Origin of the sequence: Salegentibacter sp. Hel_I_6 (assembly GCF_000745315.1) — a bacterium.
Taxonomy (GTDB): Bacteria; Bacteroidota; Bacteroidia; order Flavobacteriales; family Flavobacteriaceae; genus Salegentibacter.
On the sequence record NZ_JQNQ01000001.1, the window covers coordinates 2,037,792 to 2,061,004 of the forward strand.

Genomic DNA, 23,213 nt, shown 5'->3' on the forward strand with positions numbered 1-23,213 from the left:
ATTATTATTTAAAATGAATCTAAATAGAAGAGATTTATTCGCTGATATCTTTTAGTTTTAACTGAATAGAAACATTCCCGTTCCACTCATTTTCGTCTAGAGAATAAACCGCTTTAAAAGTTTTCTTTTCTGAAATTGTTTCGAATTTCTCTCCCAGTCCAAAGCCGATCATATCAAAGACTGCGGACTTTCCTTTCTGTTTTACCTGGCATTTTAGATGTGCTTCATCTGCACCCACACATTTCCCATAACCTGTATCAGTAAGATTTTGGGTCATAAAAACCGGACTCATATTCCCCGGCCCAAAAGGAGCAAATTGCTTTAGAATTCTAAAAAATTTCGGAGTAATTTCATCTAGATCAATTTCGGCATCTACAGCAATTTCCGGAGTTAGCAGGCGTCTATCAATAGTTTCAGAAACCACCGACTCGAACTTCGCTTTAAAGTTTTCATATTCTGAAGCTTCCAAAGTCAATCCTGCCGCATATTTATGTCCGCCAAACTGCTCGATATGTTCTTTACAGGCTTCTAAAGCATTATACACATCAAAACCCTTCACCGAGCGAGCTGAAGCCGCCAGTTTCTCACCGCTTTTTGTAAAAACAAGTGTTGGGCGGTAATAGGTTTCGGTTAAACGGGAAGCCACGATCCCTATCACACCCTTATGCCAACCTTCGTGATAAACCACGGTACTATAGCGTTCCTGCTCCTTCAATTCCTCAATTTGATCTAATGCTTCAACCGTTATCGCTTTATCGGTAGTTTTTCTTTCGGCGTTAAAATTCTCAATTTCACCAGCGAATTCCATAGCGGTCGCTTCGTCTTCTTCGGTAAGCAAATTCACCGCGTGCAAGCCGTGCTTCATTCTTCCGGCTGCATTTATACGCGGTGCAATAATAAAAACTACATCAGTTATTATAAGTTTATCCTTTTTAACCTGTGCCAGAATTGCCTTGAATCCCATTCGGGGTGCAACGTTAATAACATTCAAACCGTGATAGGCCAGAATTCGGTTCTCACCGGTAATAGGCACTATATCGGCGCCAATGGCAGTAGCAACTAGATCGAGGTAAGGCAGTAAAACTTCTGGCGTTCCTCCTCTTTTAGTGTTTATAGCCTGGATTAATTTGAAACCAACCCCGCAACCACAAAGTTCTTTATATGGATATTCACAATCTTCTCGCTTGGGATCCAGAACTGCAACGGCTTCAGGAATAGTTTCTCCCGGCCGGTGGTGATCACAGATAATAAAATCAATTCCCTTTTCAGCAGCATAAGCTACTTTATCAATGGCTTTTATTCCACAATCCAGGGCAATAATCAATGAAATATCGTTATCTGCCGCAAAATCAATTCCCTGGTAAGAAATGCCGTAACCTTCAGTATACCTATCGGGAATGTAGGTCGCAATATTTGGGGTAAGGGTTTTTAAGTAAGAAGACATCAAAGCCACACTGGTGGTCCCATCTACATCATAATCGCCATAAACCATAATATTTTCTTCGGAAGCAATTGCCTGCTGAATTCGGTTTACAGCCACATCCATATCTTTCATCAGGTAAGGATCGTGCAGCTCTTCCAGACTTGGCCTGAAAAACTTTTTTGCAGCTTCAAAAGTCATTATTCCGCGCTGCGCCAAAAGTGTTGCCACAGGTGTTTCTACCCCTAATTCTTCGGCAAGTTTATCAACAACTAAAGAATCGGGTTTAGGTTTTAAAGTCCAGCGCATCGTAAGTTTTTTTCAAAAATACGTATTGTATTTCAATACCAATAAGGGGGAATTCACTAAAACAGATTCATAGAAATTTTTCAGCAATTAATAATAATCCCTAATTTCACGCCTTAGGATTTATAGATAAAATATGACCAAAATTATACAGGGCCAGCTCGTAGATATTAAAAACAGGGAGATTTTTCCTGCGGAAATCAGCATCGAGAACGGGAAAATCGCAAAGATTGAAGAAAAACAGCACGGGGTAAAACGCTTTTTACTTCCCGGGTTTATAGATGCGCATATTCACATAGAAAGTTCTATGTTGGTTCCAACAGAATTTGCAAGACTGGCGGCAATTCACGGTACGGTAGCCACGGTTTCAGATCCTCACGAGATCGCGAATGTTTTAGGAAAGGAAGGCGTTAAGTTTATGATTGAAAACGGACAGAAAAGTCCGTTGAAATTTAATTTTGGTGCGCCATCCTGTGTGCCGGCTACCAATTTTGAAACTTCGGGAGCGGTTATTAATGCTGAAGATATTAAAGACCTATTAGCACTTCCCGAAATAAAATATCTCGCAGAAATGATGAATTATCCCGGCGTGATCTTCGAAGATGAAGAAGTGATGAAGAAAATTGCCTGGGCTAAACATTTTAACAAACCTACCGATGGCCATGCACCCGGCTTACGAGGGGAAAATGCTAAAAAATATGCTGCAGCCGGTATTTCTACAGACCACGAATGTTATACCGCTGAAGAAGCCGAAGAAAAGCTTGGCCTGGGTATGAAAATACTTATTCGCGAAGGTAGCGCCGCCAAGAATTTTGAAACGCTCATAGATCTGCTGCCTGAACATTATAAAAATATGATGTTTTGCTCAGACGATAAACATCCAGACGACCTGGTTTTAGGACATATTAACCAGCTTTGTGCAAGGGCGGTGGCTAAAGGTATAGATGTGTTTAAGGTACTGGAAGTCGCTTGTATTACTCCAATAAATCATTATAATTTAGAAGTCGGACAATTAAAAGTAGGTGATCCAGCCGATTTTATTTCGGTAAAAGACCTGACTAACTTTGAAGTTTTACAAACTTATATCGATGGTGAGTTAGTTGCTGAAAATGGTAAATCTTACATCAAATCTTCACCATTCGAAAAGCCCAATAATTTTCATACTTCATCAAAAGAACCGGAAGATTTTAAAATAAAAGCAGCCGGTAATACTATTAAAGTTATTGAAGCGCTGGATGGTGAACTTATTACTAATGAACTTCAGCAAAAAGCTTTAGAAAAGAACGGGGAACTAATTTCAGATATTGAAAATGATATTTTAAAAATTACGGTGGTTAATCGCTATGAGAACAAAGCTCCTGCAGTAGCATTTATAAAGAATTTCGGCTTGAAAAAAGGAGCGATTGCCAGCTCGGTAGCGCACGATTCACATAATATTATCGCTGTTGGAACATCAGACGAAGAGATTTGTAACGCGGTAAACCTCATCATTAAACATAAAGGAGGAATTTGTAGCGTAAACGAGAATGATCAAAAAGTGCTACCACTGCCAATTGCGGGAATTATTAGCGATAAAGATGGTTGGGAAACCGGTAGATTATACGAAGAAATAGATAAAATGGCCAAAGATTTAGGCAGCAGCTTAAAAGCTCCTTTTATGACGCTTTCTTTTATGGCGCTCTTAGTGATTCCCGATCTAAAACTTTCAGATAAAGGTTTATTCAGCGGAAAAAAGTTTGATTTTGTGGAGTTGGCAGAGTAATTAACACCGTTAGCCAATCAATCTATAATTTTATGAATCCTGGTTTGTAATTTGGGTACCACCTCTTGCTCAAACCAGGGATTTTTACTTCTCCAAAAACGGTTCACCGGCGAGGGATGTGGTAAACACCAATAATCAGGTAGAAAATCCTGGTATGCACTTACTTTTTCGGTAAGATTTAATTTGCCGGGCAGGTAATAATTTGCTGCGTAGGCTCCAATTAGAATTTTAAGCTGAACATTCTTTAATTCCGAAAGAATAGTATCGTGCCACATTGGTGCACATTCTTTGCGGGGTGGCGCATCGCCGGTTTTAGTTTTCCCCGGATAGCAAAATCCCATAGGAAGAATCGCAAAATTATTATTATCGTAAAAAGTTGTTTCGTTTACCCCAAGCCATTCCCTGAGCTTTTTCCCGCTTTGATCATTCCAGGCAATGCCAGATTCGTGGACTATTCTTCCCGGCGCCTGACTTATTAAAACAATTTTAGAGTTTTTAGTGGCTTCTACAATAGGTCTTGCTCCAAGCGGCAGATGCTTTTCGCAAAATTTACAGGCCCTGGCTTCTTTTAGCAATTCCTGCATTAAGATTTTCCTTTTACCACAATTACAATTTCCCCTTTAGGCGGCTTTTTTGTGTAATGTTGAAGAACCTCAGCTGCCGTTCCGCGAATTGTTTCTTCATGTAGTTTAGTAATTTCGCGAGAAACCGAAACCGGCCTGTCTTCGCCAAAATATTCTGAAAAATGTTTTAGTGTTTTTAGCAATTTATGAGGCGATTCGTAAAAAATCATAGTTCGGGTTTCTTCGGTAAGTAAATTCAAGCGGGTTTGTCGGCCTTTTTTTACCGGTAAAAAACCTTCAAAAATAAATTTATCGTTTGGGAAACCACTATTTACCAGCGCCGGAACAAAAGCTGTAGCGCCCGGCAAACAATCTACTTCTATGCCTGCTTCAACACAAGCGCGTGTCAATAAAAACCCGGGATCTGAAATTGCGGGAGTTCCGGCATCACTTATCAGCGCTATATTTTCGCCACTTTTAATCCGCTCAACTATGTGATCTACCGTTTTATGCTCGTTGTGCATATGGTGACTTTGCATATGCGTACCAATGTCAAAATGCTTTAAAAGTTTCCCGCTATTCCGGGTATCTTCGGCAAGAATTGTATCTACTTCTTTTAGCACTTTTACCGCCCTAAAAGTCATATCGTCCAAATTTCCTATTGGCGTTGGAACCAGGAATAATTTTCCCATTAAAGCGAATTTAATTACTGAATTTGTTCTCTATTTTGGCCATAAATCGCTCTTCGTAATCCTCTTTTCCTTCCCAGTGGTTATAATCTGGCTTCACCACCAACTGAATGAATTTTTGAGCTTCATCTAAAGAGCTAAAAGTATTTAATTGGGAAAGTACCCGGTTATAGTCTGAAGAATTTCCGTCGAAAAGATTTTTTATGAATGAAAGTCGTTCGTTAAGCCCAATATTTATTCCTTTTTTCAACCTGTCGTTTACAGACTTTGGTCTTTGGTCTCTTTGGCGATTATTTAAAGGTTCGAAATCGGGAAGATTATCATAATCTACCCCAATATTTCTAAAATCGTTTTTAGACGCTTCGGTTTTTGGCTTTGGTGGCTCTTCTTCCATTTGAAGAGATTGCTGTTGTGCCGGCGGTGCCTGTGGTTTAGGATTTGCCTGTTCTATAAGCTCATCTACACGCTCAGCTTCCGCAGGCATTTGCGCTACAATATCTTTTATTTTTTCGGTATTGGGTTCGGTAATTGCATCGGCATCTTCGCGGTATTCAGTTCCATCTGGAGCATAATCGTCACGTTCGTGCTGTACCGGTGCTTTAGCCTGAACTTTCTTTTCAATCTTAGGCGTTGGTGTAGCTTCAGGAGCCTCAAATGCCTCAAGATTTTTTTCAGTGAAATTCAATATAGAAAGTTGCTCATATAAGGTTGCCGCTTTTAATTTAAGCGCTTTGGTATCCAGGTTTTCCTTTTCAGAAATTATTTCTTCGGCAAGTTTTACTAACTCTTTTTTAAGTCTGTTTTTCATTTTTCAGCAATATTTATGAACCCACTTTTTATTTAAAGTCTCTCTCAAGTTTCAATATAACACTTACAAAAAAAGTGCCTTAATATGGTTTAATAACTTTAGTAGTTACCAACCGCTAATGGCTTGTATTTTTAATAAATTTGTTCCACCTTTATCAAAAAGGGCAAGTTCCCATTTCGATTTGAAAATTACAAAATGTTTCTCGAAAATACAGTAAATCACGAAGAGCAATTTGGCTGGATTGAAGTTATTTGCGGCAGTATGTTCTCTGGCAAGACCGAAGAACTAATTCGCCGTTTAAAAAGAGCCCAGTTCGCCAAACAAACCGTAGAAATCTTTAAACCCGCCATAGACACGCGTTATGATGAGGAAATGGTGGTTTCTCATGATTCCAATGAAATTAGGTCTACTCCAGTACCGTCGGCGTCCAACATCAGGATTCTTGCCGATGGTTGTGATGTGGTAGGAATAGACGAAGCCCAGTTTTTTGATGATGAAATTGTAACGGTTTGTAATGATCTTGCCAATCGTGGGGTAAGAGTGATTGTGGCTGGTCTTGATATGGATTTTAAAGGAAATCCTTTTGGCCCTATGCCCTATCTTATGGCTACTGCAGAGTATGTGACCAAAGTTCACGCAGTTTGCACCCGTACCGGAAACCTGGCACAATTTAGCTATAGAAAAGCGATTAATGACGACCTGGTTTTTCTAGGGGAAAACGAAGAATACGAACCTTTAAGCCGTGGCGCATATTACAAAGCTATGCTTAGGGAAAGGGTTAAGAAATTAGATGTGAAAGATGCCGAAGAATTGCAACCTAACCTAAATAAAAAGAATGCCTAAAGCCGAAGAAACCGTTCTGGAAATAGACCTTAACGCCTTAGCTCATAATTTTAAAACCATAAAATCGCAGTTAAAACCCGGCGTTAAATTTATGTCGGTTATTAAAGCTTATGCCTACGGAAATGATTCTGTAGCAATGGCTCATAAATTAGAAGAACTGGGCACCGATTATTTTGCGGTTGCTTATACCGAAGAAGGCATTAGGCTGCGGGAAGCGGGAATTAGTAAACCTATTTTGATTCTGCACCCACAACCCGTAAATTATCCCGAAATAATTGAACATTGCCTGGAGCCTAACTTATACAGTGCAAGAACGCTTCAGCTTTTTATAGAGTCCGCTGAAAAGCAAAATCAGAAAGATTATCCGGTGCATTTAAAATTCAATACGGGAATGAACCGGCTTGGCTTTACTGAAGCTAACTATCATCATATTCCGGAGAAATTAAAGAATACGAAATCGGTAAAAATAGCTTCTGCCTTTTCCCATTTAGCAGCCAGCGAAGATTGGAAAGAACGGGAATTTACCCTTTCACAAATCTATAAATTCAAAGACCTGGCGGGTACACTTTTGGATGATATTGGTTACGAACCGCTTTTGCATCTTTGTAATACCTCAGCGATATTTAATTACCCTTCTGCCACTTTTTCTATGGTAAGAAGCGGCCTGGGACTTTACGGTTTCGCCAATGACGATAACCTCAACAAAAAACTTAAACCTGTTGGTACTTTTAAATCGGTTATATCTCAAATTCAAAATTTAGAAGAAGGAGATACGGTAGGTTATGGCCGTGCTTTTAAAGCCGAAAAAACTACAAGAATAGCTACGCTTCCTGTTGGCCATGCCGATGGTATAAAACGTATATACGGCCACGGAAAAGCCGGCGTTTTTATTAATGGTGAATACGCTCCTATTGTAGGTAATGTTTGTATGGATATTATTATGATAAACGTTACCAACATTGACTGTAAGGAAGGTGATGAAGTAATAATCTTTGGCGGACCCCAAAATGTACCCGAATTTTCAGCCAAAGGAGGAACCGTTTCTTACGAGCTTATTACCGGAATTTCCCAAAGAGTAAAACGGATAATTATTCAATAATTAAATGAATTTTTCTAGCGAATTATTGTGTAAATTGGTTAGTTACTAATCCAATCAGAATTTATCATGAGTTTTATCCAAGATTTTAAAAAGTTTATGCTCAAGGGTGATATTATAGCCCTTGCTACTGCGGTGGTGATAGGTGCCGCTTTTAACAAAATCATCGCTTCTGTAGTGGCCGATGTGATTATGCCTATTATTGGTTTAATAACGGGAGGAACAGATTTTTCGCAGAAATTTATCTCGTTAGATGGCGTTTCCTACGAAACATTAGAAGCTGCAAAAGAAGCTGAAGCCGCTGTAATTACTTATGGTAATTTAATAGATACCATTATTCATTTTATAATCGTAGCATTTTTTATATTTTTGGTATTACGGGCTTACGAAAAGACCAAAAAGGAAAAAGAAGCCCCAAAATTGGTGGAGCCAAAAGGTCCAACCCAGGAAGATTTGCTTACCCAAATTAGGGATGAGCTAAAAAAACAGAATAAAACGACTTAAAATTCTTAAAGATACGAGCACCGCTATACTGCTCATTTTAAATAAATCGTAATTTAATTAAACCCCACAGGAAACTGTGGGGTCTTTTTTTAACGAAAAACACGAATTAGTTTAAAAACAATAATTCTTTTCAATTTTAAGGGCTGAGACTATGTAAGTTAAGTTGGGGATAATAAATTTGCGGCTTGTTTTAAGAAGATTTAAAAGTTTCCCGTCTTCACGGGAAAGACAAAAGTTTAAAATTATGAGAATAGCAGTAGTAGGCGCTACCGGGATGGTAGGCGAGATCATGTTAAAAGTTTTAGCCGAAAGAAATTTTCCGATTACGGAATTATACCTTGTTGCTTCAGAAAGGTCAGTTGGGAAAAAGATCAATTTTAAAGGAAAAGACTATGAAGTAATTGGCTTGCAAACGGCAGTAGATCTTAAACCGGATATTGCGCTATTTTCTGCCGGCGGAGAAACTTCTTTAGAATGGGCTCCAAAATTTGCCGAAAATGGAACAACCGTGGTAGATAATTCTTCGGCCTGGAGAATGGATGAAACTAAAAAATTGGTGATTCCGGAAATTAATGCTTCAGAATTAACTAAAGAAGACAAAATTATTGCAAATCCTAACTGTTCTACCATCCAGTTGTTGATGGCTTTAAAACCACTACACGATAAATATAAAATTAAGCGTGTTGTCGTTTCTACTTACCAGTCTATTACCGGTACCGGCGTAAAAGCGGTAGAGCAACTGGAAAATGAATACAAAGGTGAAAAAGGCGAAATGGCTTATCCTTATCCTATTCATAAGAATGCACTTCCGCATTGCGATGTGTTTCAGGAAAACGGGTACACCAAAGAAGAGATGAAATTGACCAAAGAAACCAAAAAGATATTAGGAGATGAGTCGGTATTGGTGAGTGCTACCGCGATTAGAATCCCCGTGGTTGGCGGGCATTCGGAAGCTGTAAACGTAGAGTTTGAAAATGATTTCGAGGAAGGTGACGTTAGAAAATTACTCAGCGAATTTCCAGGTGTTACCGTGCAGGACAATCCTGATACCAACACTTACCCTATGCCTATTTATGCTGAAGGAAAAGACGATGTTTTTGTAGGAAGAATCCGCAGAGATTATTCGCAACCTAAAAGTTTAAATATGTGGGTAGTAGCCGATAATCTTAGAAAAGGCGCAGCGACAAATACCGTTCAAATTGCTGAATATTTATTGGCTAATAAATTGGTATAGGCTAATTCAAACATTGTTAAAAGAAAGAAACCGGCTTGTTATTATAGGCCGGTTTCCTACTTTTGCAAACCATGAAACAAATTAGCGCACATATTAGCACTATCTTAAGTATAGTGATATTGGCAGCAAGCCTCCTTCCGGCTTTGCACGCGTTTGATCATGATATAATTTCTGAAAGCGATTCATCAGTAATTAATATTACAAAAACCTCTATAGATTGCGATTTATGTGATTTTCAGGTTGCAAATTCTGATGCACCTTCAATAGTTACTTACGAGATTTATACCCCTCAAAAAGAAACGGTTTATGCTATTTCTTTGGCAGAAACTGTAAATCTTTTTCCTAATCGGTTATTTTCCCTTAGGGCACCTCCAGCTGTGATTAGCTAAATGAATTTTATTCAGAAAATTAAACTTTCTAAAAGTTAATTTTACTGAACTCCCTCTTTTTCAATTAATCACAGTATTTTCTCTATGAAACAATTCCTATTTGTTTTATTACTTTTTATAATTTTCCCAATAACTATATTCTCCCAGCAATTAAGCCTGGAGGGAAAGGTTGTAGATGAACAAGAGGTAGCTCTTGAGGGAGCACATGTTCATATAAACAACAGGTTTGTCTTAGCCGGGGAAAATGGCACTTATCACATTGCTAATTTAAAGGAAGGTGAGCATCGCATCAATGTTTCCTATATTGGTTTTAAAACACTGGATACGCTAGTCTCGCTAGATAAAGATGCTGTGGTTAATTTTAAATTAAAAGAAGATGCGGCGGCTTTAGAAGCAATTTTGCTTAATGGTAATGCGCGTAGAAGATCTTCAGAAAATATAGAAAAAGTTAACAAGGAATACCTTCAGGAACAATTTTCAGGCTCGCTGGCCACCACCCTGGAGCGCTTACCTGGTGTTAATGCTACTGAAATTGGTGCCGGCGCATCAAAACCTATAATTCGCGGACTTGGTTTTAATCGTGTTGCCGTTACCGAAAACGGAATTAAACAGGAAGGCCAGCAATGGGGAGCAGATCACGGCCTGGAAATTGACGCTTTTTCTGTAGAAGATATAGAAATTATTAAAGGGGTTGGCGCTATAGAACACGGTAGCGATGCTATTGGTGGAGTAATTAAAATTATTAATGATAGAGTGCCCGAAGAGGGCTTTACCGGAGAGGTAATTGGGCTTACTAAAAGTGTGAATAATACCCTGGCGGCTTCTACCAATCTTTCGCTAAAAACCGATCGGTTTTTTTATAAAATAAAGGCTACAGGAAGTGAATTTGGCGATTATGCTGTCCCAACAGATAATATTGTTTACTTAAACCGAAATGTTCCCATCTTTAATGAGAGACTTAAAAATACAGCAGGAAAAGAGGTTGACCTATATGGCCAGGTAGGCTATTTGGGAGAGCATTACAAAGGAACCCTTAGCATAAGCAATGTTTATTTTAAATCTGGATTTTTCCCCGGTGCTCACGGTATTCCTTCTACCAGCAGGGTACAGGATGATGGTGATAAGAGAAATATAGATTATCCGTTTCAGCGGGTGAATCACCTAAAATTTATCAATAAAAATGAATGGTTTTTTCACGATTCCAGCCTGGAAGTTATTTTAGGTTTTCAGAATAATCATCGCCAGGAATGGAGCCGTTTTCACACCCACTATACCGGCCAGGTTGCTCCAGAAGTGAATCCAGATCTCGAGCTAAATTTTGATCTGAACACCTACGATGCACAGGCAAAATTCAGCAAAGATTTTAACGATAATCATACCACGGCAATAGGTGCACAAACTCAAATTCAGGAGAATACTATTAGTGGTTTCAATTTTTTGCTACCGGAATATTCCAGGATCAACCAGGGAATTTATGCTACGCATGATTACCAGGTTACAGATAAATTCAATGTAAACCTTGGCGCAAGGCTGGATTTCAGTAAGATTGAAATTGAAGGTTTTTATGATGATAATCTTTACAGCCATTTAATAAGAAATGGAACATCTGAAGCCTTAGCAAACGATTATGCGACTCGAAGTGCAGAAACCAATAGAGACTTTGCGAATTTCAACATTATGGCCGGCGCGCTTTATAATTTTTATAAAAACTGGGATTTTTCTGTAAATACCGGCACAAGTTTTAGGTTGCCCACCGCTATAGAATTGGGCGCCAATGGTATTCATCACGGTTCTTTTAGGCACGAGCGTGGTGATCCAAATTTAGATGCTGAAAAAGGTTATGTTTTAGACACTAAATTAAATTACCGCAAAAATTCCTTTAGGGCTTCCGTGAGTCCATATTTATACTATTTTGAAAATTATATTTTCCTGAACCCGAGTGGTCAATTTTCAATTTTGCCACACGCCGGGCAGATTTATCAGTTCACTCAAAGTGAAGCCTTATTAACAGGAATAGAATTCGATTTTAATACCGTTTTTGCTGAAAAATGGCATACGCAATTCACTTTTGAATATTTATACAATAGGCAGGTTACCAGCGACAGTTCCCGCAACTTCCCCTTGCCTTTTACCCCACCAATAAACGGATTTTTTGAAGTAGGCTATGAGTTTTTACAAAAATCAAACGCGTTTAATGACACCGAAATTTTTGCCAATAGTGCTTTTGCTTTCGAGCAGGATAGGATCGCGCAAAACGAGGAAATAACCCCCGGTTACCAAATTTTTGGCGGCGGACTAAGAACAAACCTGCAAATAGGAGATTTTAGAGCTACCGTAAACCTACAAGCCACGAACATTTTTAATACTAAATATTTTAATCATACCAATTTTTATCGCGCACTGGAAATTCCCGAAATGGGAAGAAATCTACAGTTAATGGTGAAAATTCCGCTTAACTAATGCAGCGATTTAAAGTACATATCGCCATTTTTCTACTTGCAGGATTTTTATTCCCGCAGGGAGCAAGTGGTATGCATTATTTTTTAGTAGAACATTTTCCTTCAAATAGTAATGATTTTTCATACAATAAATCAACTAATTACGATTATCATTCCTGTACCTATCATCTAAACGGGTTTTCCCCATTACTATTAAAGCGTAACAATTTTAAGCAACTTCCGCAGCAAATTGAGCCAACTGAAAAGCTTAAATTTTGCTGCCTGGGACATTATGTACATCAACCCGATTTTAATTTTCAGCTTAGAGGACCGCCCGCTACATTGAGTTTTAAGTATTAGAATTTAAAAGACAAAAAAATAAATCTCGATTATCGAGTAAATCACAAAAACAACAAAAATGAAAACCAGATTAGTTTATTTATTCAGTATTACAGCCACTTTATTATTTGCATCATGTAGTGATGACGATAATAATATGTTAGACACAGAGGCTCCAGAAATTAGTATTATGGAACCTCACGACGAGGAAGAAGTTGCACCTGGTGGAGAAATCCATTTTGATGCAATTTTTACAGACAATGTTGAGCTTGCCTCTTATAAAATTGAAGTCCATAATGATTTTGACGGGCATACCCACGCTTCTAGCAAACAAGCCGAAAGCGAAAATAATCCCTGGAGTTATGATGAGGTTTTCGAAATTGAACCAGGAAACACCAGTTTTGAAGCACACCATCATATTCCAGTTCCTGCTGAAATTAACGGAGCAGCAATTAGTGAAGGGCATTACCACTTTGGTGTGTTCGTAACCGATGCCGCCGGAAATGAATCTCAGGCTTTTCTTGAATTGCATATTGAAGGAGATCACGACGATCATGACCATGACCACGATCACGATGATGATGATCATGACCATTAAGATTTTAATTGCTTAACAATTTTTAAATAAAGGCTGCATTTTACAACAATGCAGCCTTTATTAATTTTAAAACTATTGGCATATACATTTGAAAATTAATTACATTTGGCATCATCCTCATTAATAGTAAACTATGAAAAAAGCTTTACCAGGAATTTTTGCACTCGCCATTTTGGCCTCCTGCAACGATTCAAAAACAGAAAAAGAAATCAGTTTGAATTATCCTGAAACCAAAAAAGTAGACACGGTTACCAATTACTTTGGCACCGAAGTTAAAGATCCTTACCGATGGCTGGAAGACGATCGCAGCGAAGAAACCGAAGATTGGGTAAAATCCCAAAACGAGGTTACTTTCGATTATTTAAACAGTATTCCCTATAAAAAAGAGCTTGAAGAAAGACTTTCTGAAATATGGAATTATGAAAAAATAGGATCTCCATTTGTTGAAGGCGATTACACTTATTTCTATAAAAACGATGGACTTCAAAACCAATACGTAGTCTATAGAAAAAAAGGAGAAGATGGCGAAACAGAAGTTTTTCTTGATCCTAATAAATTTAGCGAAGATGGTACTACATCTCTCGCCGGACTAAGTTTTTCTAAAGATGGTAGTAAAGCCGCTTATGCTATTTCTGAAGGCGGGAGCGACTGGAGAAAAATTATCATTATTGATACTGAAAATAAAGAACGGGCAGAAGACACGCTTCAAAATGTAAAATTCAGCGGAATTTCCTGGAAAGCTAACGATGGTTTTTACTATTCCAGCTACGAAAAACCTGAAGGAAGCGAGCTTTCCGCAAAAACAGACCAGCATAGGTTATTTTACCACAAACTGGGAACTTCACAAAGCGAAGACAAAGTAATTTTTGGCGATTCAGCAGATCAAAAACATCGGTATGTAGGTGGTGGCGTTTCAGCAGATGACCGATTTTTATTTATTTCCGCCAGGAATTCCACGTCTGGAGGAAAACTGTTTATGATGGATCTTTCTAAAGATGAGCCTAAACTGGTTACTGTTTTAGACCACGAAGACACCGATACTTACGTAATTACCAACGAAGGCAGCAAATTGTTCATCGTTACCAATATGGACGCTCCAAATCGTAAAGTTGTAACGGTAGATGCTGCAAATCCTTCTCCTGAAAACTGGAAAGATTTTATTCCTGAAACCGAAAATGTATTAAGCCCTTCTACCGGTGGCGGCTATTTTTTTGCTGAATATATGGTAGACGCTGTTTCTGAAGTAAAACAATATGATTATGAGGGAGAATTAGTTCGTGAAGTTGAACTTCCCGGAATTGGTTCTGCGGGAGGATTTGGAACTAAAAAGGAAAATGATGAATTGTACTATTCTTTCACCAATTATGTAACTCCGGGAACGATCTACAAATACAATATTGAAGAAGGAACTTCTGAGGTGTATAATAAACCAAACATAAAATTCAATCCAGAAGATTACGAAAGCAAGCAGGTTTTTTATACCTCAAAAGACGGTACAGAAATCCCAATGATCATTACCCACAAAAAAGGGCTTGAGCTTAACGGTAAGAACCCAACGATGCTTTATGGCTACGGAGGCTTCAACATTAGTTTAACTCCTTCTTTTAGCACTGCAAATGCGATTTGGATGGAACAAGGCGGTGTATACGCAGTTCCAAACCTACGTGGAGGTGGTGAATACGGAAAAGAGTGGCATGATGCAGGCATAAAACTCAAGAAACAAAACGTTTTTGATGATTTTATCGCTGCCGCGGAATACTTAATCGAAGAGAATTATACCTCCAGTGATTACCTTGCTATTCGTGGTGGTTCTAACGGCGGACTTTTAGTTGGAGCTACAATGACCCAGCGTCCAGATCTTATGAAAGTGGCTTTACCCGCTGTAGGCGTAATGGATATGCTTCGTTATCATACTTTCACCGCAGGTGCAGGTTGGGCTTACGATTATGGAACAGCAGAGGATAGTGAAGAAATGTTTAACTATCTCCTTGAATATTCCCCGGTTCATAACCTGGAAGAAGGAACCGAATATCCTGCTACTTTAGTAACTACAGGAGATCACGACGATCGTGTAGTGCCTGCGCATTCTTTTAAATTTGCAGCAGAGTTACAGGATAAACAAGCCGGAGATAATCCTGCTTTAATAAGAATTGAAACCAAAGCCGGTCACGGTGCAGGAAAACCCACCAAAATGATTATTGAAGAATATGCCGATATTTTTGGCTTTACACTTTACAATATGGGCTTTGATGTTTTACCAAATAAAACAGAAGAAGAAGTAAAAGGATAAATTATTTTTATCTTCTTTAAAAGTTCAAACCTCACAGGTTTCGAAATCCTGTGAGGTTTTTTATTTGAAAATTCCAATTATTTGAGGAAGTCTTGAAATGATAATATCCTCAACTGAAGGTATTAAAAAGTTCTGGAAAACCATATTAAGGTCACGCTGAACTTGTTTCAGCGTCTAATATGTTTTTAATTGCAACATCTATTATCTCCGAATAAATTTTCAAACCTTTTTAGGTTCTAAAACAAAACTTCTTCAATCTTCTTTAAAACACTTTCCGGGAGAATACTCCCAATAGCATTTTTATAACCTTCAGGATATTTATTCCCATAAACAGAAGTTGGTATTTTTGGGTACTTATTTAGATCGGGAATTAAACTATTTTCTTCAGGTTGATTAAAAGGTGCAAAACCCGCATAAGGATGAGTAACCCCCCAAATAGTAATTACAGGAATTCCATACATTGCTGCCATATGCCCATTGCCACTGTCCATTGAAAGCATTGCATCAAGGTTTGATATTAAGGAGAGTTCTTCAGCCAAAGTCAATTTCCCGGCGATACTAATCGTATTTGAATATTTAGCCGCCCAAATTTCCATTTGTTGTTCCTCCTTATTTCCGCCGCCAAATAACAAAATCTTTATTTTTGGGTTATCGCTTAACTTCCGTAAAACCTCTTCCATAAGATCTTTAGGGTAGGCTTTGGAATCGTGCTGAGCAAAAGGCGCAATTCCCAGCCATTTTTTAGGCTCAGTACCTACAAGATCTCTTATTTTTTCTGAAATTTTTTCTTTTAATGGAAATTGGTGCTTACTAAGGTCTATAATATATCCCAAAGCTTCAAAAACATCGGCATAACGCCTAATCGTAGATTTTAATGGTTTAAAAACTTTATTATCATCCCGCGTTAAAGCTTTCTTTTCAGCTCTTCCTTTATCAATTTGTTTTACCGGAATTCCAAACATATAAAAAACCGATTTCAAGACGTTACTTCGTAAAACATTGTGAAGGTCAGCTACTTTATCAATGCCAGTATCACGTAAATCTCTGGCGAGCCGGCCCAGGCCAATTACGCCACTATGCACCCCATTTACATCGGCTTCATAAATCGCAACTCCGGGAATTCCTTTAAACATGGGTGCAAAAAAACCACGGGTTAAAACGGTGATCTTTAAATTGGGGTAAGTTGCGGTTAAAACCCTAATAACAGGTACCATCATCGCAACATCGCCCATTGCTGACAAGCGAATCACTAAAATATGAGAAGCTCCATCTACCTGCGCCATCTCCCCCGTGGAGGAAGAAGTCTTTTTCATAACAGGAGATTGCTTCTGCATTTTAAAAATTTTAATCGTTACTTTTTTCGTAAAACTGGGTTCAACTCATCATCATTGTACATCTTCATTTGCCGGTAAACTTTCATATACTTGTTGCCAGCCGCAATATCTTCCAGTAACTGATTTATCGCTGTAGAGAGATCTACCCGCTGCTCCAATAATACATCAAGCTTTGCCTTACATTTCATCTGGTGTTCCTGCGATGCATCTTCCCTATTAGCCTCCTCGTGCATGTGGTAAATCTTTAAAGCCAAAATTGAAAGCCGATCTATGGCCCAGGCGGGACTTTCAGAATTTATTGTTGCATTATCCTTAGGCTTTACCTCTTTAAACTTCTCCAAAAAGTAGCTATCAATATATTCCACGGTATCGGTACGATCCTGGTTTGAGGCATCTATCTGGCGTTTTAACGACAACGCATCTACCGGGTCTATATGTTTATCTCTAATGATATCTTCATAATGCCATTGCACAGTATCTATCCAACATTTTCTGTAAAACAAATGTTCTATTAGTTCATTTTCGCTATCATAAGGATTGGAAAAAGGCTGTTCTACCGAATCTTTTTCGTGATATTTTTCTATTACTTCCTGAAAGATCTTGTTTGCTTTATCTGAAAACATAAACTATTTTTTTTCTAAAATGTGTAGGTATTCTTTGGTTTTATTGGCCGTATGCATTCGGTTTTCGGTACTATCTGCTTTAAAACGCTTATAATTCCGGGTCACCAAATCGTAATTTCCAAAACGGCTCATTATTTTTTTTATTTCTTCTGAAGGCATTAAACCCTCATTATTATAACTGAAAAATATGTACCTGAAATTTGCATTTTTCAGTAAATCCTGAAACGAATTTTTAACCTCCCCACGCCTGCAATAATTAGAACGATAATAATCGCGTAGGCCTGTTTTTCCTCTTGGCACAAAGGTATCATATTTTGCAATGGTATTTAAAATATGATAATTTGCGCCGTATTGACGCGCGTTATACGGCGGATCTAAATATAAAATATCGCCTTCAATTGTTTTAATTAATTGATTCGCATCCTGGTGAAAAACCTGGTGCGAATTATTTGTAAACTCAAAGTTTGCCGGTATTAACTTAAATTCCTTATGAGCTGTAGCTTTTACTTTCTTTAAAAACGCGCCGTAAACCGAAGCGGTATTTGCGACTTTATCGGCGCTTTCTAACAAAGAAGCTAAAAGAAAAAAATATTGGTTTTCCCCAATTTCTTTAAACAATTTCCATTTCTCGATCTTTTGCCGAATAGCATCGATTTTCTTACCATTTGTTTCAGAAAAATAAAGCCGGTTCCCCCTCCCATTTTCGCTATATTCCTCGAAAATAAAACCCGGTTTTCCCTTAAGATTATTTAATTCGGTAAGGAGATCTTCAGTATTTATTTTTTGATGATTTTCAATGTAATTTTTAAGTAAAATATAGCTGTAAAACTCTACATCGTTGGAAATAATAGATTTCACCGAAGTTTTAAAATTCCTGCCAACACTGCCCGTTCCCGCAAAGAGGTCACAAAAAACCATCTGGGAAAGATCTTCTGAAACCACCTCTTTTACGGTAGATTTTATAAAATCGCCAAGCTTATGTTTGGAACCTATATAATTCATCTAAAAAATTAATGGAATGCATATTGGCATTAAGATAAGTAAGATCAATAATACCTCCCGAAAGATCCTATCGCTTCTTTGGTCAAAATAAATAGAGGTAATAATACTTAATGGAACAAAGAAGAAAATAAGTTCACTCCCATCTTTGGTAGGTGCAAAAATCGCGACGGCAACTGCGGTAAGCAAGCTAAGTAAAACCAGGTTTAACGAGGGTTTCATAGAAACGCTTGCTTTACCTACCACGGCAAAAAATTGAGTAAGTGTCCAAAGTGTAAGCGCTAAAATAACACTTACAGGAATCAGGATATTAAGCTCCTGGTAATTGGAATAATCAAAATTACTCCATTGAAACCACTGGGTAAAAGTATAAAATTGATCGTAAGCGATAATATGAAAACTAAGCGTTAAAACAGTTACCGCTAATGCAGCTATCGGCGGAATGAGCCAATTTTTAGGTTTAGGCAAATAATACAAAATACCTACATAAACCACCACAAGGAATAAAATAGACCAGAAATAAAATAGCGATGCAATACAAATCCAAAAAGTAGCATCAAAAACTTTCTTCTGCATCACTTTTTTAGATTTTAAACTAATTATTCTACGAAATGCTAAAAGCACCAACAAATTCGCGAAAATCACCTGGTGATTTCTTAGCAGTGTGAAAAATGATGCTGAAAAAATTACAAAAAATAGAATTTTATAGGCACTTCGCCGGGTAAGTTCGTTTTTCTTGGCAATAAAATTAAGGGTAAAAACACTCACTACCAGGCTTAGTAAAACGGCCAGTTTTTCCAAGAAAAGCAACAGATTAAAATCGACAAACCATTCCCTAAAATTAGCGATAACAAAAAAGAGAATGAGAAAAGCAGTGATCGCAACACCATTTACCGGTTTTGATTTGCCAAAAAAGCTTGTTAGCATTGTGGTTTTTTATATTTTTGTAATCTTAAAAATAACAAAGTTAGTTATTGAAGGCCAACAAAGGTATTTTAATATGGCTTTGAATATTATTAGAATTTAAAACTCATTACGATGAAAGAGATTTTTGAAGGTATCGCCTATTTATTCGAAGAGATATTATTTTACCCATTCGATTTATTAAGAGATTTGGAGTTAGACTCCTGGTGGGCCGCGAATGCATTAAACTTTATATTTATTCTAGTTGGATTTGCTGCATTCGGTTTTTGGATGAAACAGCTTAAACACTATAACGATATTAATGATGATGATCGCGATCCTTCTGCTCACTCCTTTTTAGGATAAGTCGAAACCAAGATCTTTTCTAAAGTACATCTTATCGAAATGTAGTTTCTCTGCATTTTGATAAGATTTTTTTAGTGCCTCTTTGTAATCTTTCCCAAAAGAAGTTATCGCTATTACTCTGCCTCCACTGGTCACTATTTTTTCATTCTCCATCTTGGTCCCGGCATGAAATACTATAGAATCTTCAACCTTATCAAATCCCGTAATTTCTTTAGATTTTTCATAAGCTTCCGGGTAGCCTCCAGAAACCAGCATTAAGGTTGCAGCAGTTCTTTCGTCCAGTTCCAGGCTGGCTTCGTTTAATTTTCCTTCAGAAACTTTAACTAATAGTTCTACAAGATCTGTTTTTATTCTTGGGAGCACCACCTCTGTTTCAGGATCACCCATTCGTACATTATATTCTATCACATAAGGTTCGTTTTTCACCATAATAAGCCCGATAAAAATAAAACCCTTGTAACCTATATTTTCTTCCTGTAAACCATTTACTGTTGGTTTTACGATACGTTCTTCAATTTTCTGCATCAATTCATCATTGGCAAAAGGAACGGGGGAAATTGCACCCATTCCGCCGGTGTTTAATCCGGTATCACCTTCTCCTATTCGCTTATAATCTTTTGCGGTGGGCAAAATTTTATAATTCTCTCCATCGGTCAATACAAAAACACTTAATTCAATACCGTCTAAAAATTCCTCGATTACCACTTTTGCACTTGCAGCACCAAATTTTTTGTCGGCAAGCATTTTATGAAGTTCCTGTTTAGCCTCCTCAAGATCGTTTAAAATTAAAACTCCTTTTCCCGCTGCCAATCCGTCGGCTTTTAAAACATAAGGTGGTTTCAGGGTTTCCAGGAATTTTTTTCCGGCGTCCAGGCTTTTTTCGGTAAAACTCTCGTAAGCGGCGGTTGGGATATTATGTATCGCCATAAATTCTTTTGCGCGCTCTTTGCTACCTTCTAAAAGCGCCCCTCGTTTAGACGGGCCAATCACTTTAACCTGCTTTAGCGCATCATCCTGGGTAAAGAAATCGGTAATTCCTTCTACCAAAGGATCTTCAGGACCTACTACCAGCATTTCAATTTCTTCCTTCAGCACAAAATCTTTAATCGCCTTAAAATCGGTTACTTTAAGGTTAATGTTTTCAGCAATTTCAGCAGTTCCCGCGTTTCCGGGCGCAACAAAAAGTTTAGAACATTTAGGACTTTCGGCCAATTTATAAGCAAAGGTATGTTCGCGTCCACCGGCGCCAAGAATTAAAATTTTCATCCTGAAGTTATTTTAGTTATGCACCAAAAATAATTGTTTGTAAATTGAAGCACCAATTATTTCTTATAAAAAAGCCTTTTTGCCCTTGGACTGGTTTAAACTTTCGCTGCAGCTTAACAAATTCCCTATAAACCGGGCTCATAAAGCACTACAGGAAATACAGAAAATTCCAGAAAACGGTTATGAAAATTATATTGCGAGAAGCCAAAAGGAAATCGTAGCCTTTCATTTAAAAAACAATCCTTTTTATAAAGATTTCTTCGGAAAAAATGATTTTAAAAACTGGGCTGAAGTTCCGGTTATGTCAAAATCCCATTTGCAACAACAATTACAAAACCGACTAAGTAATGGTTTTTCTAAAACTTCTGCATATATCGGGAAAACGTCGGGCAGCAGCGGAACACCATTTGTTTTTGCAAAAGATAAATTTGCCCATGCGTTAAGCTGGGCTGGCTTTCACGATCGTTATCATTGGCATGATATTGACCTCAACAAATCTTTGCAGGCCAGGTTTTACGGTATCCCATTGGATTTTTACGGAAATTTCCAGGAGCGAATAAAAGACCGAATTAGCCTACGCAGAAGGTTTCCAATTTTTGACCTTAGTGAGCAAAAAATGGAAAAATTCCTGAAGCGTTTTCAAAAATCAAACTTTAGCTATATCAACGGGTACACCAGCGCAGTATTACTTTTCGCAAAATTCATTAAAAATAAAAATCTGATTTTAAAAGATGTTTGCCCTTATTTAAAACTTTGTATCGTTACTTCTGAAAGGTTATTTGAAGAGGATAAAAATTTAATGGAATCGGTTTTTGGAGTTCCCGTGATTAACGAATATGGGGCCAGTGAAGTCGGGCTTATCGCATTTGAGAATAAGGAGAAAGAATGGATACTAAATTCTGAAGACCTTTTTATAGAAATTCTTGATAAAAATAATAACCCTGTTCCTAATGGAATTGAAGGTCGAATCGTGATCACTTCGCTTTACAACAAGGCACATCCAATGATTCGTTACGATATTGGGGATACTGGCATACTTTCTAAAAAAAGCACTGTAAAAAAACCGATTCTTGAAAAATTAATTGGCCGAACCAGTGATATCGCTAAGCTTCCCGATGGAAAAGTGGTGCCGGGACTTACTTTCTATTATGTGACCAAAAGTATCATTGAAGATAACGGAAGCATTAAAGAGTTTGTAATCAATCAAAATACACCTGATTCTTTTAAAATTGAATATGTGAGTGAGCTCAATTTTTCTGAAATTCAAAAACAAAAGATCCTGCAGGCTATTAAAACTTATGTAGGTAAAGACCTAAAGGTTGATTTTGAAAGAAAAAATATGCTTAGAAGAAGTAAAAGCGGAAAGCTGAAACAGTTTACTTCAGATTTGTAGTTTCTGATAAAGTCCCTCTGGCTTTTTGCCACGAATTCGCGAATATTTCTCGAAGACTTCCTCCCTACTTTTCAAGGAGAGAAATGAATTCAGCGAAGTTGAAGAAAGGAGTGGTTGCACGCATAACAAAATAAAAACAGAAAAATTATAAATAAATTCGGAAGTTATAGTTGCCAAATAGTTAGATCCTCAAATAAATTCAGGATGACGAAAACAATAAGCACTCCCCTACTTTCTAAGGAAGGGAAATTTTAAAATCCTGAGCAAGTTCAGATGTTCTTAAATCTTCTTTATCTGTTTCTTTTTTACCAAAAAATGTTCCTTTAGAAATACAAGCATATTACCGGTACTTTTCAGGAAATTAAAACCTAAAAATTTATGGTAGATATTAAAATTGTATTTCAACATCTCCAGTTTATTTCCAGAAATTGAACTTTTTCTCACCCGGTATTTTGCTAAACATCTTTGGATTCCAATTGCGGGACCGCCTTTTTCAACAGCTTCCAGCCAAAGTGCCCAATCCTGCCTTTTCCGCATTTCGGGTGCGTAAATCTTCCCTAACTTTTTCACGCTATACATTCCGGTAAGATTTCCCACGTAATTAGATTTTAGCAATTTTTGATAAGTTAAAATAGGTAGGGCTTCAATAATTTCGTTTCTGGAATTCCCATTTTCATCTATTTGTAAATAACTGGAAAAACAAACCGCAGCTTCCTCTTCCTGCATTATTTCAAGCTGTATTTCCAGCTTTTTCGGCTTCCAATGGTCATCGGTATCCAAAAAAGCTATAAAATCGCCCTGAGCGGCTTTAATTCCTTTATTTCGGCTAATACCCGTGCCAGAATTCTTTTGATTTTGAAGTATCTTTATTCTGAAATCTTCCTTTGCCAGTTTTTTAGCTATTGAAAATGTAGCATCAGTTGAAGCATCATCTATTATAAATAACTCCCAATTTGAATAAGTTTGGGATATTACAGAATTTACAGCGGTTTCAATAAAGTCTTCCGCATTAAAGGCGGGCATTATTACTGAAACCAAAGGATTTTCCAT

22 protein-coding genes are annotated in these 23,213 nt (G+C 37.6%); 12 read left to right on the forward strand and 10 right to left on the reverse strand.

The window, feature by feature from the left end:
* Positions 1-34: 34 nt before the first annotated feature.
* Positions 35-1,729 (reverse strand): single-stranded-DNA-specific exonuclease RecJ, encoded by a 1,695-nt coding sequence (recJ, locus tag FG27_RS08985; RefSeq protein ID WP_037318175.1) that lies wholly within the window; start codon positions 1,727-1,729, stop codon positions 35-37.
* Between the two features lie 133 nt (positions 1,730-1,862).
* On the opposite strand from recJ, the gene ade reads away from it, so the two are divergent.
* A complete protein-coding gene (gene ade, locus FG27_RS08990; protein WP_037318177.1) occupies positions 1,863-3,488 on the forward strand; it encodes an adenine deaminase in 1,626 nt (541 codons plus the stop codon).
* 17 nt (positions 3,489-3,505) lie between these two features.
* Here the strand turns inward: ade and FG27_RS08995 are convergent, their stop codons facing one another.
* From FG27_RS08995 to FG27_RS09005, 3 genes are read right to left on the reverse strand one after another with little or no spacing between them, the layout of a single operon-like run.
* Entirely contained in the window at positions 3,506-4,072 is a 567-nt protein-coding gene (locus tag FG27_RS08995; RefSeq protein ID WP_037318179.1) for a uracil-DNA glycosylase family protein, read from the reverse strand.
* Positions 4,072-4,743, reverse strand: a complete 672-nt coding sequence (gene rsmI / locus FG27_RS09000) for a 16S rRNA (cytidine(1402)-2'-O)-methyltransferase (protein ID WP_037318181.1) — start codon at positions 4,741-4,743, stop codon at positions 4,072-4,074. Before rsmI ends, FG27_RS08995 begins: the two co-directional genes overlap by 1 nt.
* A 10-nt stretch (positions 4,744-4,753) precedes the next feature.
* Complete coding sequence (locus FG27_RS09005) at positions 4,754-5,548, reverse strand: hypothetical protein (RefSeq protein WP_037318183.1); 795 nt, start codon at positions 5,546-5,548, stop codon at positions 4,754-4,756.
* A gap of 195 nt (positions 5,549-5,743) precedes the next feature.
* On the opposite strand from FG27_RS09005, the gene FG27_RS09010 reads away from it, so the two are divergent.
* The 9 genes from FG27_RS09010 to FG27_RS09050 all read left to right on the forward strand — a co-directional run bounded on the left by FG27_RS09010 (position 5,744) and on the right by FG27_RS09050 (position 15,279).
* Positions 5,744-6,391 (forward strand): thymidine kinase, encoded by a 648-nt coding sequence (locus FG27_RS09010; protein WP_037318185.1) that lies wholly within the window; start codon positions 5,744-5,746, stop codon positions 6,389-6,391.
* Positions 6,384-7,490 carry an alanine racemase gene (gene alr / locus FG27_RS09015; protein WP_037318186.1) on the forward strand — a complete coding sequence of 369 codons (1,107 nt, stop codon included), beginning with the start codon at positions 6,384-6,386 and terminating at the stop codon, positions 7,488-7,490. Before FG27_RS09010 ends, alr begins: the two co-directional genes overlap by 8 nt.
* Positions 7,491-7,556: 66 nt before the next feature.
* Positions 7,557-7,991, forward strand: coding sequence for a large conductance mechanosensitive channel protein MscL (gene mscL, locus FG27_RS09020; protein WP_037318188.1), 435 nt, complete (start codon positions 7,557-7,559; stop codon positions 7,989-7,991).
* A gap of 244 nt (positions 7,992-8,235) precedes the next feature.
* Positions 8,236-9,225, forward strand: a complete 990-nt coding sequence (locus tag FG27_RS09025) for an aspartate-semialdehyde dehydrogenase (RefSeq protein ID WP_037318190.1) — start codon at positions 8,236-8,238, stop codon at positions 9,223-9,225.
* A gap of 71 nt (positions 9,226-9,296) precedes the next feature.
* Positions 9,297-9,614 carry a hypothetical protein gene (locus FG27_RS09030; protein WP_037318192.1) on the forward strand — a complete coding sequence of 106 codons (318 nt, stop codon included), beginning with the start codon at positions 9,297-9,299 and terminating at the stop codon, positions 9,612-9,614.
* An 84-nt stretch (positions 9,615-9,698) separates the two neighbouring features.
* Positions 9,699-12,074, forward strand: coding sequence for a TonB-dependent receptor domain-containing protein (locus tag FG27_RS09035; RefSeq protein WP_037318194.1), 2,376 nt, complete (start codon positions 9,699-9,701; stop codon positions 12,072-12,074).
* On the forward strand, positions 12,074-12,412 hold the full coding sequence (locus tag FG27_RS09040) for a hypothetical protein (protein ID WP_037318196.1): 339 nt from the start codon (positions 12,074-12,076) through the stop codon (positions 12,410-12,412). Before FG27_RS09035 ends, FG27_RS09040 begins: the two co-directional genes overlap by 1 nt.
* A gap of 58 nt (positions 12,413-12,470) precedes the next feature.
* Positions 12,471-12,989, forward strand: coding sequence for a DUF4625 domain-containing protein (locus FG27_RS09045; RefSeq protein ID WP_081912609.1), 519 nt, complete (start codon positions 12,471-12,473; stop codon positions 12,987-12,989).
* Positions 12,990-13,122: 133 nt separating this feature from the next.
* Positions 13,123-15,279 (forward strand): prolyl oligopeptidase family protein, encoded by a 2,157-nt coding sequence (locus tag FG27_RS09050; RefSeq protein ID WP_037318200.1) that lies wholly within the window; start codon positions 13,123-13,125, stop codon positions 15,277-15,279.
* Positions 15,280-15,515: 236 nt separating this feature from the next.
* Here the strand turns inward: FG27_RS09050 and FG27_RS09055 are convergent, their stop codons facing one another.
* From FG27_RS09055 to FG27_RS09070, 4 genes are all read right to left on the reverse strand, one after another.
* The gene (locus FG27_RS09055; protein ID WP_037322099.1) at positions 15,516-16,562 is read right to left on the reverse strand and encodes a glycosyltransferase family 9 protein; all 1,047 of its coding nucleotides are present in this window, start codon (positions 16,560-16,562) and stop codon (positions 15,516-15,518) included.
* 68 nt (positions 16,563-16,630) lie between these two features.
* The gene (locus tag FG27_RS09060; protein WP_037318202.1) at positions 16,631-17,236 is read right to left on the reverse strand and encodes a DUF4254 domain-containing protein; all 606 of its coding nucleotides are present in this window, start codon (positions 17,234-17,236) and stop codon (positions 16,631-16,633) included.
* A gap of 3 nt (positions 17,237-17,239) precedes the next feature.
* Complete coding sequence (locus FG27_RS09065; protein WP_037318204.1) at positions 17,240-18,238, reverse strand: DNA adenine methylase; 999 nt, start codon at positions 18,236-18,238, stop codon at positions 17,240-17,242.
* Positions 18,239-19,162: a DUF6427 family protein gene (locus tag FG27_RS09070; protein WP_037318206.1), complete on the reverse strand. Its 924-nt coding sequence runs from the start codon at positions 19,160-19,162 to the stop codon at positions 18,239-18,241.
* A gap of 111 nt (positions 19,163-19,273) precedes the next feature.
* Here FG27_RS09070 and FG27_RS09075 point away from each other — a divergent pair, with 111 nt between their 5' ends.
* Positions 19,274-19,504, forward strand: a complete 231-nt coding sequence (locus FG27_RS09075; RefSeq protein WP_037318208.1) for a hypothetical protein — start codon at positions 19,274-19,276, stop codon at positions 19,502-19,504.
* On the opposite strand, the gene purD is transcribed toward FG27_RS09075, so the two are convergent.
* Positions 19,496-20,770 (reverse strand): phosphoribosylamine--glycine ligase, encoded by a 1,275-nt coding sequence (purD, locus tag FG27_RS09080; RefSeq protein ID WP_037318210.1) that lies wholly within the window; start codon positions 20,768-20,770, stop codon positions 19,496-19,498. The two genes, FG27_RS09075 and purD, sit on opposite strands and share 9 nt — an antisense overlap.
* An 85-nt stretch (positions 20,771-20,855) precedes the next feature.
* On the opposite strand from purD, the gene FG27_RS09085 reads away from it, so the two are divergent.
* Positions 20,856-22,163: a phenylacetate--CoA ligase family protein gene (locus FG27_RS09085; protein WP_037318212.1), complete on the forward strand. Its 1,308-nt coding sequence runs from the start codon at positions 20,856-20,858 to the stop codon at positions 22,161-22,163.
* Between the two features lie 279 nt (positions 22,164-22,442).
* Here FG27_RS09085 and FG27_RS09090 read toward each other — a convergent pair whose 3' ends face one another.
* Complete coding sequence (locus tag FG27_RS09090; protein WP_037318214.1) at positions 22,443-23,213, reverse strand: glycosyltransferase family 2 protein; 771 nt, start codon at positions 23,211-23,213, stop codon at positions 22,443-22,445.

Excerpts from the sequence above, each read along its gene's own strand:
- recJ (WP_037318175.1), bottom strand. The coding sequence starts at position 1,729 with ATGCGCTGGACTTTAAAACCTAAACCCGATTCTTTAGTTGTTGATAAA.
- ade (WP_037318177.1), top strand. The coding sequence starts at position 1,863 with ATGACCAAAATTATACAGGGCCAGCTCGTAGATATTAAAAACAGGGAG.
- FG27_RS08995 (WP_037318179.1), bottom strand. The coding sequence starts at position 4,072 with ATGCAGGAATTGCTAAAAGAAGCCAGGGCCTGTAAATTTTGCGAAAAG.
- rsmI (WP_037318181.1), bottom strand. The coding sequence starts at position 4,743 with ATGGGAAAATTATTCCTGGTTCCAACGCCAATAGGAAATTTGGACGAT.
- FG27_RS09005 (WP_037318183.1), bottom strand. The coding sequence starts at position 5,548 with ATGAAAAACAGACTTAAAAAAGAGTTAGTAAAACTTGCCGAAGAAATA.
- FG27_RS09010 (WP_037318185.1), top strand. The coding sequence starts at position 5,744 with ATGTTTCTCGAAAATACAGTAAATCACGAAGAGCAATTTGGCTGGATT.
- alr (WP_037318186.1), top strand. The coding sequence starts at position 6,384 with ATGCCTAAAGCCGAAGAAACCGTTCTGGAAATAGACCTTAACGCCTTA.
- mscL (WP_037318188.1), top strand. The coding sequence starts at position 7,557 with ATGAGTTTTATCCAAGATTTTAAAAAGTTTATGCTCAAGGGTGATATT.
- FG27_RS09025 (WP_037318190.1), top strand. The coding sequence starts at position 8,236 with ATGAGAATAGCAGTAGTAGGCGCTACCGGGATGGTAGGCGAGATCATG.
- FG27_RS09030 (WP_037318192.1), top strand. The coding sequence starts at position 9,297 with ATGAAACAAATTAGCGCACATATTAGCACTATCTTAAGTATAGTGATA.
- FG27_RS09035 (WP_037318194.1), top strand. The coding sequence starts at position 9,699 with ATGAAACAATTCCTATTTGTTTTATTACTTTTTATAATTTTCCCAATA.
- FG27_RS09040 (WP_037318196.1), top strand. The coding sequence starts at position 12,074 with ATGCAGCGATTTAAAGTACATATCGCCATTTTTCTACTTGCAGGATTT.
- FG27_RS09045 (WP_081912609.1), top strand. The coding sequence starts at position 12,471 with ATGAAAACCAGATTAGTTTATTTATTCAGTATTACAGCCACTTTATTA.
- FG27_RS09050 (WP_037318200.1), top strand. The coding sequence starts at position 13,123 with ATGAAAAAAGCTTTACCAGGAATTTTTGCACTCGCCATTTTGGCCTCC.
- FG27_RS09055 (WP_037322099.1), bottom strand. The coding sequence starts at position 16,562 with ATGGCGCAGGTAGATGGAGCTTCTCATATTTTAGTGATTCGCTTGTCA.
- FG27_RS09060 (WP_037318202.1), bottom strand. The coding sequence starts at position 17,236 with ATGTTTTCAGATAAAGCAAACAAGATCTTTCAGGAAGTAATAGAAAAA.
- FG27_RS09065 (WP_037318204.1), bottom strand. The coding sequence starts at position 18,238 with ATGAATTATATAGGTTCCAAACATAAGCTTGGCGATTTTATAAAATCT.
- FG27_RS09070 (WP_037318206.1), bottom strand. The coding sequence starts at position 19,162 with ATGCTAACAAGCTTTTTTGGCAAATCAAAACCGGTAAATGGTGTTGCG.
- FG27_RS09075 (WP_037318208.1), top strand. The coding sequence starts at position 19,274 with ATGAAAGAGATTTTTGAAGGTATCGCCTATTTATTCGAAGAGATATTA.
- purD (WP_037318210.1), bottom strand. The coding sequence starts at position 20,770 with ATGAAAATTTTAATTCTTGGCGCCGGTGGACGCGAACATACCTTTGCT.
- FG27_RS09090 (WP_037318214.1), bottom strand. The coding sequence starts at position 23,213 with ATGGAAAATCCTTTGGTTTCAGTAATAATGCCCGCCTTTAATGCGGAA.